This window comes from Streptomyces sp. NPDC107562 (assembly GCF_055657325.1).
On the sequence record NZ_JBVKBE010000017.1, the window covers coordinates 1 to 14,743 of the forward strand.

Here is a 14,743-nt window from a genome sequence, read left to right on the forward strand (position 1 = left end):
GGCCTGCGGCGGCGGCCCGATCCAGACCAGCCCCGCGTCCAGCACCGCCTGCGCGAACTCCGCGTTCTCCGACAGGAACCCGTAGCCCGGATGGATGGCGTCGGCGCCGGACTCGCGGGCGGCGTTCAGGACCTTCTCGATGTCGAGGTAGCTGGTGGCGGGGGTGTCACCACCCAGGGCGAACGCCTCATCCGCGGCGCGGACATGCAGAGCGTCCCGATCCGGGTCGGCGTATACGGCCACGCTCGCGATACCGGCGTCCCGGCAGGCCCGGGCTACGCGGACAGCGATTTCGCCACGGTTGGCGATGAGCACCTTGCGCACGATTGAGGCTCCCTCCTTGAAACAAGCCGAGTTTAGGGACTGCCGACACGGCACTTCGACCCGTCCCCAATGGTGAGCTTGCCCACACGGAGCGTGATGCGAGGCTTGCTCGACCCGCGAAATCCCTTGTCGCGGCGCGTTACGCGGGACTCCTGCGGAAAACCCTAGCCCTACCATGTGGTCAAGGTCTCTGTGAGAGCGTGCCGCGCCCCACTCCGTTTCTTTGTGGAGTCCCTACGAATGGCCCAATGATTCTTTGCCCGCGGCGGAACCCTTGTCCCGCGGTTTACCCGTTAGTAGCGTGCGCGATGTACTCGAACGTACTCGGGGTAACGGCCCCCTGTGGCGGTACGGCGGTCGAAAGTGGGTGGGGACCGGTGGTGCGCAGGCCGGTGGCGTGGATCGTGGCGTTGCTGCTCGTCGTCGAGGGATTCGGCGTCGCGGCGCTGCAGTGGATCATGGGCATGATGGTCGACAACCAGGACATGTCCCTGGCGGGCCTCGACCCGGACGTGATGTCCCTGTCCTCGAAGATCGGCGGCGTGCTCTTCGGGCTCTACTTCGCCCTGTGCGGCGTGATCGCCCTGCTGGTCGCCGTACGCGACCGTGCCCCGGCCGGCCTCGGGCGTGTCCTGCTGATCAGCGCGGCCGTGGTGCACGGCGTGCTGGGCGCGGTCTCCTGGGGCCTGGTGGGCGAGAACGCGTTCCTGTTCATGATGGTCGTGATGGGCCTGATCGTGCTGCTCCTGATGACGTACGACGCCCAGGAGCGGCCCGTCCCGGGGGAGGCCCCGAAGGCCGGGGACGACGCCGGCCGCGCCGACGAGGCTCCGGTCAGCCCTCCGCCGTCGCCCACAACTCCGTGATTCCGACCCCCAGTTCCGCCAGCAGGCGGCGCACGAGGGGCAGGCTGATCCCGATCACGTTGCCGTGGTCGCCGTCGATGCCGTCGATGAACGGCGCCGAACGGCCGTCCAGGGTGAAGGCCCCGGCGACATGGAGGGGCTCGCCGGAGGCGACGTACGCGGCGACCTCCGCGTCCGTGGGTTCACCGAAACGGACGACGGTGGAGGCGGTGGCGGACGCGTATCGCCCGCTCAGCGTGTCGTAGACGCAATGGCCGGTCTGGAGCGTCCCGGCCCGGCCGCGCATCGCCTTCCAGCGCGCGGTGGCCTCCTCGGCGTCGGCGGGCTTGCCGAGCGCCTGGCCGTCCAGGTCGAGCACCGAGTCGCAGCCGATCACCAGGGCGCCCTTGACGTCGGGCCGGGCGGCCACGACGGAGGCCTTCGCCTCGGCCAGGGCGAGCGCCAGCTCGGCGGGCGTGGGCGCGGTCACGGCGTCCTCGTCGACCCCGCTCACGATCACCTCGGGGGCGAGCCCGGCCTGCCGCAGCAGCCCGAGCCGGGCGGGGGACTGGGAGGCGAGCACGAGTCGGCGGCGCGGCTGATCTGTCATGCGGTCAGCGTATCGGCGTGACCCGAACGGCTCATCCCAGGCCGATGACGATCATCGCGAGGACCATGGCCAGCGCCATGAGAACGCCCAGCCGTCGCAACATCACCTGCATGTCGCGCAGTTCTTTCGGCGGTTCGTTCTCCGGGTCGGACCACAGCATGCCTTCGATCGTCGGTCCGCGACGCCCGGCCGCGCCTGAGTACGCGTACTCAAGTGTGAATAAACGGTTCTGGGATTCCGTTAAGCTAAAGGAATTCCAGTCCCGTTTGAAGGGTCGTGCCATGTTCACCACCGCCTGGACCGCCTCGCCCCAGGTCCCCAGCGAAGGCTTCACCCCCAACTGGTCCCGCGAGGGCTTCTGGCGTCAGTCGCTGCGCCAGGTGGTCCGGCTCACGGCCCGGGGCGGCCGGCTGCGCGTGCGGCTGTCCCACGCCTACGGCACCTCCTGCGTGCGGGTCGCGGGCGCGACGGTGGCGCGTACGGCCGGCGGTGCCGCCGTCGCGCCGGGCTCGATCCGCCGGCTCACCTTCGCGGGCGCCCACGACGCCGTGATACCGGCGCGCGGGCAGCTGCTGAGCGACGCCGTGGAACTGGCGGTGGACGCGCGCGAGGCGGTCGCAGTGACGCTGTACTTCGACGCGGTGACGGGACCCGCGACCTTCCACGCCCAGGCCTTCACCGCCGGTCACCGGGGCCCCGGCGACCTCCTCTCCGACGTCACGGGGGCGGGTTTCGACGCGGTGAGCGAGTCCTGGTACTTCCTCACCGCCGTCGAGGTCGACGCCGGGCGCACCGACGGGATCGCCCTCTTCGGCGACTCCCTGACCGACGGCTTCGGCTCCACCCCGGGCGCCGACCGCCGCTGGTCCGACGCCCTCGCCCGACGCACCGGACGGCCGGTGATCAACGCGGGGATCGGCGGGAACCTGCTGCTCAACGACTCCGCCTGGTACGGCGAGAAGGGCGTACGGCGGCTGCGGCGGGACGTCCTCGACCAGCCGGGCGTGGACACGCTGGTCGTGCTGCTGGGAGTGAACGACATCGGCTTCAGCGAGACGGACGAGCAGCCGACGTACCGGCCCGCTCCCGTGCTGGGGGCCGCGGACCTCGTCGCCGGGCACCGGGAGCTGATACGCCAGGCGAGAGGGGCGGGGCTACGGGTGGTCGGCGCGACCCTGGCACCCTTCGCGGGCTCCGACCACTGGGGCCGGCGCGCGGCCGGGGTGAGCCGAGAGATCGACGAGTGGATCAGAAGCTCGGGGGAGTACGACGCGGTGGTGGACCTGCGCCGCGCCCTGGCCGGCCCGGCGGACCCGGACCGGCTGCACCCGGCGTACGACTTCGGCGATCACCTGCACCCGAACGACGCGGGGTACGCGGTGATGGCCGAAGCCGTCGCCGAGGTGCTTCAGGCCGGCCAGTAGGTCCGCGCCCAGGCCGTCGGGCCCACGTGCGGCGCGTGCTGGGCGGCGAGGCGGGCCGGGTCGGACCAGGAGTCCCGCGGGCGGGGCGCGCCGGGCGGCAGGGCCGACGCCGCCGCGGCGCGGGCGCGGACCACCGCCAGGGCGGCGGCCAGCTCCTCCGGGGTCGGATTGCCCCGTACGACCTTGATCGTCATTTCTGCTCCAGCAGCTCGGGGTCGTCTACAGGGGGATGTTGCCGTGCTTCTTCGGAGGCAGGGATTCCCGCTTGGTGCGCAGTTGACGCAGACCGCGCACGATGTGGCTGCGGGTGTCCGAGGGCATGACCACCGCGTCGACGTAACCCCGCTCGGCCGCGACGTAGGGGTTGAGGAGCGCGTCCTCGTACTCCTGGATGAGCCGCGCCCGGGTGCCCTCGACGTCGTCCGCCTCGGCGATGGTGCGCCGGTGCAGGATGTTCACGGCGCCCTGGGCGCCCATCACGGCGATCTGGGCGGTCGGCCAGGCCAGGTTGAGGTCGGCGCCCAGGTGCTTGGAGCCCATGACGTCGTACGCGCCGCCGAAGGCCTTGCGTGTGATGACGGTGATCAGCGGGACCGTGGCCTCCGCGTAGGCGAAGATCAGCTTGGCGCCGCGGCGGATGATGCCGTCGTGCTCCTGGTCGACGCCGGGCAGGAAGCCGGGCACGTCGACGAAGGTGATCACCGGGACGTTGAACGCGTCGCAGGTCCGCACGAACCGCGCCGCCTTCTCGCTGGCGGCGATGTCGAGGCACCCCGCGAACTGCATCGGCTGGTTGGCGACCAGACCGACCGGACGGCCCTCCACGCGGCCGAAGCCGGTGATGATGTTCGGCGCGAACAGCGGCTGCGTCTCGAAGAACTCGCCGTCGTCCAGGACGTGTTCGAGCACCGTGTGCATGTCGTAAGGCTGGTTCGCGCTGTCCGGGACCAGCTTGTCCAGCTCGCGGTCCTCGTCGGTGAGCGCGAGGTCCGCCTCCTCCGGGAACGCCGGGGGATCGCTCAGGTTGTTGGACGGCAGGTACGACAGCAGCTGCTTGACGTACTCGATGGCGTCCTTCTCGTCCCCGGCCATGTGATGGGCCACGCCGGAGGCGGTGTTGTGGGTGCGGGCGCCGCCCAGCTCCTCGAAGCCGACGTCCTCACCGGTGACGGTCTTGATGACGTCCGGGCCGGTGATGAACATGTGCGAGGTCTGGTCGACCATGATCGTGAAGTCGGTGATGGCGGGCGAGTACACCGCGCCGCCCGCGCACGGCCCGACGACCAGGCTGATCTGCGGAATCACACCCGAGGCATGGGTGTTGCGGCGGAAGATCTCGCCGTACGCCCCCAGCGAGGCCACGCCCTCCTGGATCCGGGCGCCACCGGAGTCGTTGATGCCGATGACCGGACAGCCGGTCTTCAGCGCGAAGTCCATCACCTTGACGATCTTCTGCCCGTAGACCTCGCCGAGCGCCCCGCCGAAAACCGTGAAGTCCTGCGAGAAGACCGCGACGGGACGGCCGTCGACGGTGCCGTACCCGGTCACCACGCCGTCGCCGTAGGGGCGGTTCTGCTCCAGGCCGAAGTTGCTGGAGCGGTGCCGGGCGAACTCGTCCAACTCCACGAAGGAATCCTCGTCGAGCAGCAGCGCGATCCGCTCACGCGCCGTCAACTTGCCCTTCGCATGCTGCTTCTCGACGGCGCGAGCGGAGCCGGCGTGCGTCGCTTCCTCGATACGGCGCTGGAGATCCGCGAGCTTCCCCGCGGTCGTGTGGATGTCGATCTCGTGACGCTCTTGAAGCTCTTCCGGCTCGGACATCGGGATGCGGCTCCCTGCCTGCTCAAAAGGGGGGACGGTTACTCATCCGTAGCGTAGTGGGGTGCCTATCGATCGGCAGTGCGGCGTTTACCACACCTAGGGTGGCTTGCATGACGCCCCGAGATGCCTCAGACCCGAGCAACCGCTGGACCGACCTGGACCGGCCGCCGCTGAACGCCACGGCCCTGCGCAAGGCGCTCGTGCGCGAGGACGGCCTGTGGTCCGAGGTGCACGTCGTGCAGCGGACCGGCTCCACCAACTCCGACCTGGTGGCCCGGGCCGCCGAGGGCAGGGCGGCGGAGGGGGCGGTGCTGATCGCCGAGGAGCAGACCGCGGGGCGGGGCCGGCTGGACCGCCGGTGGACGGCTCCGCCGCGCTCCGGACTGTTCTTCTCCGTGCTGCTGCGCCCGACGGAGATCCCGGTGGCCCGCTGGGGCTGGCTGCCGCTGCTCACCGGCGTGGCCGTGGCCACGGGCCTGTCGCGAGCGGCCGGCGTCGACACGGCACTCAAGTGGCCCAACGACCTGCTGGTGACGGTCGACGGCGAGGAGCGCAAGGCCGGCGGCATCCTCGCCGAGCGGGCGGTGGACGACGGCGTGGTCATCGGCGTCGGCCTGAACGTCACGCTGCGCGAGAAGGAGCTGCCGGTGCCCACGGCGGGCTCGCTGGCCCTGGCCGAAGCGGTGAACACCGACCGGGACCCGCTGCTGAGGGCCGTGCTGCGCTCGCTGGAGGAGTGGTACCGGCGGTGGCGGACCGCCGGCGGCGATCCGGTCTCCAGCGGCTTGCAGGAGACGTATGCCGCCGGGTGCGCGACGCTGGGGAGGGTGGTCCGCGCAGAACTGCCGGGAGACCGGTCGATCGTCGGAGAGGCGGTCGCGGTGGACGGGGACGGAAGGCTGGTGCTGGCGACACCGGAGGGCGTGCAGGAGCCGGTCGGCGCCGGTGACATCGTGCACTTGAGGGGGGTTTGACCGCAGTGCCGGAGGGAGTGACCTGGGGCACAGCTGACGTAAAGTTGGGCCCGGTCGATACCTGACCGCGGCAGATCGGAAGGGCAGCAGGCGTGACCGTCGACGACACGGGCTCCGGCACGGACCCGCAGGGCGCCGACTCCGGCGAGGACCCGCTCGCCCTGCGGCTCGAAGGGCTCATCCTGGGCGCCGAGCGGCGCTACACACCGTTCCAGGCGGCTCGCAGCGCGGGTGTGTCCATGGAACTGGCCTCCCGCTTCTGGCGCGCCATGGGCTTCGCCGACATAGGGCAGGCCAAGGCGCTCACCGAGGCGGACGTACTGGCGCTGCGGCGTCTGGCCGGTCTGGTCGAGGCGGGACTGCTCAGCGAGGCGATGGCCGTGCAGGTCGCCCGCTCCACCGGACAGACCACGGCCCGCCTCGCGGAATGGCAGATCGACTCCTTCCTGGAGGGCCTGACCGAGCCGCCCGAACCCGGCATGACCCGCACCGAGGTCACCTATCCCCTGGTCGAGCTGCTCCTGCCGGAACTGGAGGAGTTCCTCGTCTACGTCTGGCGACGGCAGCTCGCCGCGGCGACCGGGCGGGTCGTGCAGGCCGGGGACGACGAGGAGATGGTGGACCGGCGGCTGGCCGTCGGCTTCGCCGACCTGGTCGGATTCACCCGGCTGACCCGCCGTCTGGAGGAGGAGGAACTCGGCGAGCTGGTCGAGGCCTTCGAGACCACGGCGGCCGACCTGGTGGCGGCGCGGGGCGGCCGGCTGATCAAGACGCTGGGCGACGAGGTGCTGTACGCCGCGGACGACTCGGGTGTCGCCGCGGAGATCGCGCTGCGGCTCATCGAGACCCTGGCGAACGACGAGACGATGCCCGAGCTGCGGGTCGGCATCGCCTTCGGCACGGTGACGACCCGTATGGGTGATGTCTTCGGAACGACGGTGAACCTGGCCTCGCGATTGACGTCCATAGCGCCGCGGGACGCGGTCCTGGTCGACAGCGCGTTCGCCGAGGAGCTGATCCGCAGCGGTGAGGCGCCGGCCTCCGAGGCGGAGGCGGCCGAGGCCGCGGCTGCCGCGGAGAAGGAGGGCGAGGAGCCGCCGACGTACCGCTTCGGGCTCCAGCCGATGTGGCAGCGGCCGGTGCGTGGCCTCGGCGTGGTCGAGCCGTGGCTGCTCACCCGGCGGGACGGGGCGCCGTAGCGGGACCCCGCCTCACCGTCCGAGGAGCGGGCCCAGGCACAGGTCGAGGATCGGCACGCAGAGACCGGGCCGGTCGGGCTGCGGGGCCGGGGCGCTCGGGGCGGGTGTCGGCGCGGGGGCCGGGCCGGTGGTCGGCGGGCGCGGTGACGGTGGGGTGTGGCCGGTGCCGCCGGTTCCTCCGGGGGCGGGGGAGACGGGCGTCTGCGGGGTGTCCGGGGCATCCGGAAGGGTCGTGGCGGTGTCCGGAGCCAGGCCCGGAGTGTCGCCCTGGGGGCGCGAGGAGCCATGCGGGGAGGCCGGCGCGGTGGGCGTCGTGCCGTACGCGTGAGGCGTGCCGGGCCGGCTCAGGGAGCCGGGGGTGGCGGGGTCCGTCGTGCGGTCGCCCCTGGACGCACCGCCCGAGGTGTCGGCCGGCTGCCCGCTGCTGACCGCCGCGTCCGGGGTGGGTCCGGCCGCCGCAGTTCCGGGTCCGCCGTGTCCGGAGTCCGGTGCCAGGCGCACGACGCTCAGAAGACCGGCGGCCAGGACGAGAGCGGCGGCGGCCAGGAGAAGCACCTTGCGGGCACGGGGCCTGCGGTGCCGGCCCCGCGTGCCGGCGCTCCAGGCACCCGGCGGTGCGGCCGCGGACACCTTGTCCTCGCCGCCCCCGACGGCGCCCGCGCGGGGCGGCGCGTCCGGCGACTCACGGGGGGCACGCTGCGTCGCGTCACTGCCCTGACTGTTCTGCCGCGCGGGTTTGGGGGCGGCGATGGGCTTGGTGGGCCGGGTGCTGCTTGGGTCGGCTGCGGTCTTGACGAGCAGGGTGGGCCGGGTGGGGCGTGGGATCGCGGTGGGGCCGGTGGGTGGGTTGTCGGGGCGGCCGGTGGGTCGGACGTTCGCCGGGCTGGCGGGGCTGGTGGGTCCGGCGTTGTGGGGCGCGGTCGTGGGGCTGGTGGGTCCGGCGTTCTGCGGTTCCGGTGCCGGACCGGTGGGTGGGCCGGTCGGTTTGGCGGGTGCGGGTGCGGGTGCGGGTGGGGGTGCGGGTGGGGCGGGTGCGGTGGGCCGAGGGCTCGGTGGGGTGGCCTTCAGGCGCGTGCGCAGAGCCTCTGCGGGGCTGTTCCCCTGGGGCTCCTTCGCGGGGTTCGCCTGCTCGTTCTTCCGCGGACCGGGCGGGTCGGCCTTCCGGCTGTCTCCTGGTCCGGCCTTCGGGGTGCTGCCCTGGGCGCTCTTCGAGGCACTGCCCTGGCCGTCTTTCGGGGTGCCCCCCTCACCGCGTTCCTGGGCGGTGCTTCTCTGGCCGTTCGCTCGGCCTTTCCTCGACGGGATGCCCGTCGGCGTGTCGGTCCTCATGCCGGTCCCTCCCCGATGCGCGCCGGCGCCCCCCGCGCGCCATGGCGCTCGCACGCTATGCGTTCCCCCGGGGGCAGGGGAGCGAGTCGGGCGTCATGTCACTCGAACGGGGTGTCGGAGGGTGATCCGGGAACCGGGCGCGCGTCGGGCCCGGCCTTCCCCCGGAGGGGCGGGGCTGGAATGATCGGGACGAGTCTTGTTAACCCGCGTTAACCGGGAGGGTGTCATGAGCGAGGAGCGGTTCGGGGAGTTCGTGCTGGTACGGCGGCACGACGACGGGCACGTCGCGGAGCTGGCACTCGACCGGCCCAAGGCGATGAACGCGGTGTCCACCGAGATGGCCAGGTCGATCGGCGGGGCCTGCGCGTCGCTGGGCGCGGACCGGGAGGTGCGGGTGGTCGTGGTGACGTCCACGCACGAACGGGCGTTCTGTGTGGGGGCCGACCTGAAGGAGCGGAACTCGCTGAGCGACGCCGAGCTGGTACGGCAGCGGCCGGTGGCGCGGGGGGCGTACACCGGCGTGCTGGAACTGCCGGTCCCGACGGTGGCGGCGGTGCACGGTTTCGCGCTCGGCGGTGGCTTCGAGCTGGCGCTGTCGTGCGACGTGATCGTGGCGGACGGTACGGCGGTGGTGGGGCTGCCGGAGGTGTCGGTGGGCGTGATTCCCGGGGGCGGCGGTACGCAGTTGCTGCCGCGGCGGGTGGGGGCGGCGAGGGCCGCCGAGCTGATCTTCTCCGCGCGGCGGGTCGAGGCGGCCGAGGCGCGTGAGCTGGGGCTGGTGGACGTGCTCGTGGAGGAGGGCCGGGACCGGGAGGAGGCGCTGGCGCTGGCCTCCCGTATCGCCGCGAACTCCCCGGTGGGCCTGCGCGCGGCCAAGCGGGCCCTGCGCCTCGGCCACGGACTGGACCTGCCGGCAGGCCTGGAGGTCGAGGACGCGGCATGGCGCTCGGTGGCGTTCTCGGGGGACCGCGCGGAGGGCGTCGCCGCCTTCAACGAAAAGCGCAAGCCCCAGTGGCCGGGCGAGTAAGCCCCACGTCGTGCCGGCCCCAGGTGGTGCTCGCCGGGCGCGGCGCCCACATAGCCCGGCGTGCTGCGAGTCCCGACGGCGCTCGGAAGGTCGACGCGGCGCCGCTCGGTGCCCCGTGGGGCTCGGGTCCTCGGCGTGGTGCCGTGTCCGGAGGTGTTGGAAGATCAACGCCCCGCCGTGCCCGGGAGCCCGGCGCCATGCCCGGTGCGGCTCCCGCAACTCGACCGCCCGCCGCCCAGGCCCGGGCCCGCGCCCGCCGCCGTTCGCCCGTCGCCCGAGCCCGCGCCCGCCGCCGGTCGCCCGCCGCCCGAGCCCGCCGCCGGCCCCTCGTCGCCCGGGCCCGCGCCCAGCGCCTGCCGCCGGCCCGCGCCCGCCGCCCGCGCCCGAGCCTGCGCCCAGCGCCCGCCGCCCGGTCCGCGCCCCGCGCCGCTCGCGGCCCCGTAAACCTCCCCCCGTGTCCTCTCACCCCGCCGCACCGCAAACATCCCCATTTCTCACGAATCTCCCTAGCCTGGGGAGATGGGTGTGGAGAGCCGGCTCGCGGCTGTGGTGGCGTTGGCGCAGGGGATGGCTGCGGCGCAGTCGGTGCGCGAGTCGTGGGCTGCCGCCGCGCTCGGGGCGTGCCGGGCGCTGGACGGGAGTTTCGCCGCGCTCTCGGTGTGGGAGCGGGACCTCGGGCAGCTGCGGGTGCTGGTCAACGTGGGCGAGCGGGTGGAGGACGAGGAGGAGTTCCCGGAGGACGAGACCTACCCGGTGCACCAGTTCGCCGAGATCACCGAGTTCCTGCACGAGCGGTGGGCGGGCGGCGGTGAGCCCGACGCCTGGGTGGAGACCGCCGAGGGCCCCACCACGGGCAGCGCCGGCTTCTGCCATCAGCGGGTCGCCGCCCTGCGGCGCAGGGGCCGGGGCTGCTGTGTCGTCGCCCCCGTCGTCCTGCACGGCCGCGCCTGGGGCGAGCTGTACGTCGCCCGGCCCCTCGGCGTCCCGGTCTTCGACCGCGGCGACGCCGACTTCGCGACCGTACTGGCCGCCGTCGTCGCGGCCGGCATCGCGCAGACCGAGCGCCTGGAGGAGGCCCGGCGGCTCGCCTTCACCGACTCCCTCACCGGCCTCGCCAACCGCCGTGCCGTGGACATGCGCCTGGAGGAGGCCGTCGAGCGGCACCGCGGGGACGGGGTGGTGGTGAGCCTCGTCGTCTGCGATCTGAACGGCCTCAAGCGCGTCAACGACACCCGCGGGCACGCCGTCGGCGACCGGCTCCTCGAACGCTTCGGCTCCGTGCTCTCCCTGTGCGGCGCCATGCTGCCCGGCACCCTCGCCGCCCGCCTCGGGGGCGACGAGTTCTGCCTGCTCGCCGTCGGCCCGTCCGCCGACGACGTCGTCAAGGTCGCCGACGAGTTGTGCCGCCGGGCCGCGGAGATGGAGCTGGGCGACGGCGTGGCCTGCGGTGTCGCGTCCACCGCGGATCCGATCGGCCCGGTCCGCTCGGCCCGCCGGCTCTTCCGGCTCGCGGACGCCGCCCAGTACCGGGCCAAGGGAGTCCGCGCCGCCAGGGCGGTGGTGGCCGGCCGTGAGGGCCCCGACGACCCCGTCGTGCGCCTCGCGGACGCGCCCCCCGAGGGTCCCGCCGGAGAGCGCCGCCGCTTCCGTGGCCGCGAGTGAGTCACCGCCGCTGCGACGGCGTCCGGAACGGAGCCACACGCATCGGGCGGTAAGGGTCACATCCCGCCCCCACTCGTGACATCGCCGAATTCACTGCGTACGCTCCTGAATATGGATATGCACACTGTGGTGGTGGGGACGTCCGGTGTCACCGCGTCCGACGTCCTCGCCGTGGCGCGCGCCGGCGCCCGCGTCGAACTCTCCGGCGAGGCGGTGGCCGCCCTCACCGCGGCCCGCGAGATCGTGGACGCGCTCGCGGCCAAGCCCGACCCGGTCTACGGCGTCTCCACCGGCTTCGGCGCCCTGGCGACCCGGCACATCGGCCAGGAGCTGCGCACCCAGCTCCAGCGCAACATCGTCCGCTCGCACGCGGCCGGCATGGGCCCGGCCGTCGAGCGGGAGGTCGTCCGGGCGCTGATGTTCCTGCGGCTGAAGACCGTCTGCTCCGGGCACACCGGTGTGCGCCCCGAGGTCGCGCAGACCATGGCCGACGTGCTGAACGCCGGCATCACCCCCGTCGTGCACGAGTACGGCTCCCTCGGCTGCTCCGGCGACCTCGCGCCCCTGTCGCACTGCGCCCTCACCCTGATGGGCGAAGGGGACGCCGAGGGCCCCGACGGCGTCGTACGGCCCGCCGGCGAGCTGCTGGCCGCGCACGGCATCGCGCCCGTCGAACTGCGCGAGAAGGAGGGCCTCGCCCTCCTCAACGGCACCGACGGCATGCTGGGCATGCTGCTCATGGCCCTCGCCGACCTCGACACCCTCTACAAGTCCGCCGACGTCACCGCGGCCCTGTCCATGGAGGCCCTGCTCGGCACCGCCAAGGTCCTCGCCCCCGAACTGCACGCGATCCGCCCGCACCCCGGTCAGGCCGACAGCGCCGCCAACATGCTGGCCGTGCTGAAGGGTTCCGGACTGACGGGCCATCACCAGGACGACGCGCCCCGCGTCCAGGACGCCTACTCCGTGCGCTGCGCGCCCCAGGTCGCCGGTGCCGGACGCGACACCCTCGCCCACGCCCGCCTCGTCGCCGACCGCGAACTCGCCGCCGCCGTCGACAATCCCGTCGTGCTCCCCGACGGGCGGGTGGAGTCCAACGGCAACTTCCACGGCGCCCCGGTCGCCTACGTGCTGGACTTCCTCGCCATCGCCGCCGCCGACCTCGCGTCCATCGCCGAGCGGCGCACCGACCGGCTGCTGGACAAGAACCGCAGTCACGGGCTCCCGCCGTTCCTCGCCGACGACGCCGGGGTGGACAGCGGGCTGATGATCGCCCAGTACACGCAGGCCGCGCTGGTGAGCGAGATGAAGCGGCTCGCCGTACCGGCGTCCGCGGACTCGATCCCGTCCTCCGCGATGCAGGAGGACCATGTGTCGATGGGCTGGTCGGCGGCGCGCAAGCTGCGTACGGCCGTCGGCAATCTGGCCCGGGTCGTCGCGGTGGAGCTCTACGCCGCCACCCGCGCCGTCGAGCTGCGCGAGGGCCTGACCCCGGCGCCGGCCACCCGGGCCGTCATCGACGCCGCGCGGGCCGCCGGTGTGACCGGCCCCGGGCCGGATCGTTTCCTCGCCCCCGACCTGGCGGCGGCCGAGGCGTTCGTGCGGGACGGGCGGCTCGTCGAGGCGGTGCAGACGGTCACCGGGCCGCTGCGGTAGCCCTGGGGAGACGGCGGGGCCCCGGCGCACGTCCGCCGGGGCCCCGCGGTTCGTTACGTGAGCTTGGCGGCCTGGGCCTGGACCACCGGGGCGGGGATCTCGTACGCCTTGCCGGTCAGCAGCGCGCCCATGTTGATCGTGTAGTACGTCGTGAGCGTGCCGCCGTGACGTACCACCTCGGCGTGCACCGTGCCGGGCGCGTCCTGGCCCTCCATCTCGACGGACGCCGAGAACGCCACCGACTCGTCACCGGTGCCGGAGCCCTTCTCCGTGGCGACCTCGACCACCTTCTGGGCGGTGCCCTTGGTGGTGAGGGTGAAGCCGCCCGCGCAGGCGGTGATCGCGTCCGAGACGGACGTGAAGGTCGCCGCGGTGCCGTCACCCTCGTAGGAGGAGAGTCCGACGGCCGTCATGTCGATGCTCAGGGCGTCCGAGAACGCGTCCTCGAACTCGCCCTCCGTCATGTCCTGCATGGACTGGGAGGCCGTGTCGGTGGGCGACTTCTTCTGGGTCGCCATGATGCGGGCGTCCCCGGCCGATTCGCCCGGCGCGAGACCGCTCATCGCGTAGGCGAGCGGCTCGCACTCCGCCTTGTCGACCTTCACCTCGCTCTTGGAGGCGGGGAGCTGGGCGTCCGGTGGCTTGACCTCGTACCCGTCGACGTCGCCCTGGGCGATCAGCAGCTTCTGCAACTCGGCGGTGCCGAGGGCCTTCTGGGCCGGGGCGGCCGAGGACGAGGAGTCCGAGCCCTTGGAGCCCTTGGAGTCCTTCGAGTCGTCTGAACCGCTGTCGGCGCAACCCGTGAGGAGGGCGAGCGAGAGCGCTCCCACGGCGACCGTGGCGCACCACCGCGCACCCGATGTTCTGTTCATGATCGGACTATGCGACGCAGGTCAAGAGCGCGTCAAGCGAACTTTTCGCGCTTTTGACGCGCGGCGCCTCCGACGCGGCGCCCCGTCAGAACCCGAGACGCTCGCGGCGCACCGAGTACGCGACGAATCCGGCGCCCAGCGCGAGGCAGAGCGCGCCGCCGAGGACGTACGGGGTGCTGTCGAAGCTGCCGGTGTCGGCGAGCCGGGTCCCGCCGTCCACGGATATCGCGGACTCGGCCCCGCTCTCGGTCCCCGTCTCCGTCCGCGACCCGGTGGCGGTGTCCGCGTCGGCGGCCGAGCCCGGGTCCGTGGTCGTGGAGGTGTCCGTGGTCGTGGCCCTGGCCTGCGTCATCACCGCCACGGCCTGCTCTCTCAGCGGGCCGTCCGATGTCGCGTTGGCGGAGGGGACGAACCACAGGGCCCCCAGCAGGGTGCCCGCGGCGGTGGCGGTCAGCAACGGACGGCGAGCGGATGACACGGAATATCGATCCCCCTTGTGACGCTGGCGAATTGGCCGTGTGGGCCGATGCTAGTGAAAGGCGCGGGTCGTGGGAAAGTCGCGGGGCCCCCTGGCCGTACGCTCCGGGCATGAGCACTCCAGAGACAGCAGGTTATGTACGGCTTCGGGTGGAACTCGTCCTCCAGATCGACGACGCGGAGGCCGTGACCCGCGCGGCGCGGCGTCGGATCTCCGAGGACGCCGATATGCCGGCCGAGGAGCGGGTACACGCCGAGAGCGCTGTGACGGAAGACACCGCGGAGGCACTGGCGTATCTCGTGGACCCGTTCGACCTGGTCAGCGAGGTGCCCGGGATCGAGCTCCAACAGGCCTCCTGGAGCAGCGAACAGGTGGACTACGACCCTGATTCGCCGGACTGGGACCTCGACGAGGATGATGTGGACGACGACGAAGAAGAACAGCGGGTCGGCTGACGCGGCTTGGGGAAATCGTGACCCCGGGCGGCAACCACCGCCCGGGGTTCGTTCGTCTCAAGGGGCG

General features: G+C 72.8%; 16 protein-coding genes. 8 read left to right on the forward strand and 8 right to left on the reverse strand.

Features of this window, described 5'->3' with window-relative positions; translation table 11 throughout:
* Positions 1–324 (reverse strand): biotin carboxylase N-terminal domain-containing protein (locus tag ACZ7LV_RS33275; protein WP_471944934.1); only part of this gene is annotated, 324 nt, incomplete at its 3' end.
* Positions 325–701: 377 nt separating this feature from the next.
* Here ACZ7LV_RS33275 and ACZ7LV_RS33280 point away from each other — a divergent pair.
* Positions 702–1,190, forward strand: coding sequence for a hypothetical protein (locus ACZ7LV_RS33280; protein ID WP_471944936.1), 489 nt, complete (start codon positions 702–704; stop codon positions 1,188–1,190).
* Here ACZ7LV_RS33280 and ACZ7LV_RS33285 read toward each other — a convergent pair.
* On the reverse strand, positions 1,159–1,779 hold the full coding sequence (locus ACZ7LV_RS33285; protein WP_401672498.1) for a Maf family protein: 621 nt from the start codon (positions 1,777–1,779) through the stop codon (positions 1,159–1,161). The two genes, ACZ7LV_RS33280 and ACZ7LV_RS33285, sit on opposite strands and share 32 nt — an antisense overlap.
* 31 nt (positions 1,780–1,810) lie before the next feature.
* Complete coding sequence (mmpB, locus tag ACZ7LV_RS33290; protein WP_471945192.1) at positions 1,811–1,939, reverse strand: morphogenic membrane protein MmpB; 129 nt, start codon at positions 1,937–1,939, stop codon at positions 1,811–1,813.
* A 121-nt stretch (positions 1,940–2,060) separates the two neighbouring features.
* Between mmpB and ACZ7LV_RS33295 the strand changes: the two genes are divergently transcribed.
* Positions 2,061–3,203, forward strand: a complete 1,143-nt coding sequence (locus ACZ7LV_RS33295; RefSeq protein ID WP_471944938.1) for an SGNH/GDSL hydrolase family protein — start codon at positions 2,061–2,063, stop codon at positions 3,201–3,203.
* Here the strand turns inward: ACZ7LV_RS33295 and ACZ7LV_RS33300 are convergent.
* The gene (locus ACZ7LV_RS33300) at positions 3,188–3,397 is read right to left on the reverse strand and encodes an acyl-CoA carboxylase epsilon subunit (protein ID WP_471944940.1); all 210 of its coding nucleotides are present in this window, start codon (positions 3,395–3,397) and stop codon (positions 3,188–3,190) included. The genes ACZ7LV_RS33295 and ACZ7LV_RS33300 overlap by 16 nt on opposite strands.
* A 25-nt stretch (positions 3,398–3,422) precedes the next feature.
* Positions 3,423–5,024: an acyl-CoA carboxylase subunit beta gene (locus tag ACZ7LV_RS33305; RefSeq protein WP_471944942.1), complete on the reverse strand. Its 1,602-nt coding sequence runs from the start codon at positions 5,022–5,024 to the stop codon at positions 3,423–3,425.
* Positions 5,025–5,134: 110 nt separating this feature from the next.
* On the opposite strand from ACZ7LV_RS33305, the gene ACZ7LV_RS33310 reads away from it, so the two are divergent.
* Both ACZ7LV_RS33310 and ACZ7LV_RS33315 read left to right on the forward strand, forming a co-directional pair.
* A complete protein-coding gene (locus ACZ7LV_RS33310) occupies positions 5,135–5,998 on the forward strand; it encodes a biotin--[acetyl-CoA-carboxylase] ligase (RefSeq protein ID WP_401672512.1) in 864 nt (287 codons plus the stop codon).
* Between the two features lie 92 nt (positions 5,999–6,090).
* Positions 6,091–7,197: an adenylate/guanylate cyclase domain-containing protein gene (locus tag ACZ7LV_RS33315; protein ID WP_471944944.1), complete on the forward strand. Its 1,107-nt coding sequence runs from the start codon at positions 6,091–6,093 to the stop codon at positions 7,195–7,197.
* A 12-nt stretch (positions 7,198–7,209) separates the two neighbouring features.
* Here ACZ7LV_RS33315 and ACZ7LV_RS33320 read toward each other — a convergent pair whose 3' ends face one another.
* Positions 7,210–8,526 (reverse strand): hypothetical protein, encoded by a 1,317-nt coding sequence (locus ACZ7LV_RS33320; RefSeq protein WP_471944945.1) that lies wholly within the window; start codon positions 8,524–8,526, stop codon positions 7,210–7,212.
* 226 nt (positions 8,527–8,752) lie between these two features.
* Between ACZ7LV_RS33320 and ACZ7LV_RS33325 the strand changes: the two genes are divergently transcribed.
* From ACZ7LV_RS33325 to hutH, 3 genes are all read left to right on the forward strand, one after another.
* Complete coding sequence (locus tag ACZ7LV_RS33325; protein WP_471944946.1) at positions 8,753–9,553, forward strand: enoyl-CoA hydratase/isomerase family protein; 801 nt, start codon at positions 8,753–8,755, stop codon at positions 9,551–9,553.
* Positions 9,554–10,072: 519 nt separating this feature from the next.
* On the forward strand, positions 10,073–11,215 hold the full coding sequence (locus tag ACZ7LV_RS33330) for a GGDEF domain-containing protein (protein ID WP_471944948.1): 1,143 nt from the start codon (positions 10,073–10,075) through the stop codon (positions 11,213–11,215).
* A 117-nt stretch (positions 11,216–11,332) separates the two neighbouring features.
* A complete protein-coding gene (hutH, locus tag ACZ7LV_RS33335; RefSeq protein ID WP_471945194.1) occupies positions 11,333–12,871 on the forward strand; it encodes a histidine ammonia-lyase in 1,539 nt (512 codons plus the stop codon).
* A gap of 53 nt (positions 12,872–12,924) precedes the next feature.
* Here hutH and ACZ7LV_RS33340 read toward each other — a convergent pair whose 3' ends face one another.
* Both ACZ7LV_RS33340 and ACZ7LV_RS33345 read right to left on the reverse strand, forming a co-directional pair.
* Positions 12,925–13,743, reverse strand: coding sequence for a hypothetical protein (locus tag ACZ7LV_RS33340; RefSeq protein WP_471944949.1), 819 nt, complete (start codon positions 13,741–13,743; stop codon positions 12,925–12,927).
* 85 nt (positions 13,744–13,828) lie between these two features.
* Entirely contained in the window at positions 13,829–14,221 is a 393-nt protein-coding gene (locus tag ACZ7LV_RS33345) for an LPXTG cell wall anchor domain-containing protein (RefSeq protein WP_471944951.1), read from the reverse strand.
* 110 nt (positions 14,222–14,331) lie between these two features.
* On the opposite strand from ACZ7LV_RS33345, the gene ACZ7LV_RS33350 reads away from it, so the two are divergent.
* The gene (locus ACZ7LV_RS33350; protein ID WP_401672529.1) at positions 14,332–14,676 is read left to right on the forward strand and encodes a hypothetical protein; all 345 of its coding nucleotides are present in this window, start codon (positions 14,332–14,334) and stop codon (positions 14,674–14,676) included.
* The last annotated feature ends 67 nt before the right edge of the window (positions 14,677–14,743 follow it).

Bases quoted from the DNA above. Each gene is read 5' to 3' on its own strand.
- ACZ7LV_RS33285 (WP_401672498.1), bottom strand. From the start codon at position 1,779: ATGACAGATCAGCCGCGCCGCCGACTCGTGCTCGCCTCCCAGTCCCCC.
- mmpB (WP_471945192.1), bottom strand. From the start codon at position 1,939: ATGCTGTGGTCCGACCCGGAGAACGAACCGCCGAAAGAACTGCGCGAC.
- ACZ7LV_RS33295 (WP_471944938.1), top strand. From the start codon at position 2,061: ATGTTCACCACCGCCTGGACCGCCTCGCCCCAGGTCCCCAGCGAAGGC.
- ACZ7LV_RS33300 (WP_471944940.1), bottom strand. From the start codon at position 3,397: ATGACGATCAAGGTCGTACGGGGCAATCCGACCCCGGAGGAGCTGGCC.
- ACZ7LV_RS33305 (WP_471944942.1), bottom strand. From the start codon at position 5,024: ATGTCCGAGCCGGAAGAGCTTCAAGAGCGTCACGAGATCGACATCCAC.
- ACZ7LV_RS33310 (WP_401672512.1), top strand. From the start codon at position 5,135: ATGACGCCCCGAGATGCCTCAGACCCGAGCAACCGCTGGACCGACCTG.
- ACZ7LV_RS33320 (WP_471944945.1), bottom strand. From the start codon at position 8,526: ATGAGGACCGACACGCCGACGGGCATCCCGTCGAGGAAAGGCCGAGCG.
- ACZ7LV_RS33325 (WP_471944946.1), top strand. From the start codon at position 8,753: ATGAGCGAGGAGCGGTTCGGGGAGTTCGTGCTGGTACGGCGGCACGAC.
- ACZ7LV_RS33330 (WP_471944948.1), top strand. From the start codon at position 10,073: ATGGGTGTGGAGAGCCGGCTCGCGGCTGTGGTGGCGTTGGCGCAGGGG.
- hutH (WP_471945194.1), top strand. From the start codon at position 11,333: ATGCACACTGTGGTGGTGGGGACGTCCGGTGTCACCGCGTCCGACGTC.
- ACZ7LV_RS33340 (WP_471944949.1), bottom strand. From the start codon at position 13,743: ATGAACAGAACATCGGGTGCGCGGTGGTGCGCCACGGTCGCCGTGGGA.
- ACZ7LV_RS33350 (WP_401672529.1), top strand. From the start codon at position 14,332: ATGAGCACTCCAGAGACAGCAGGTTATGTACGGCTTCGGGTGGAACTC.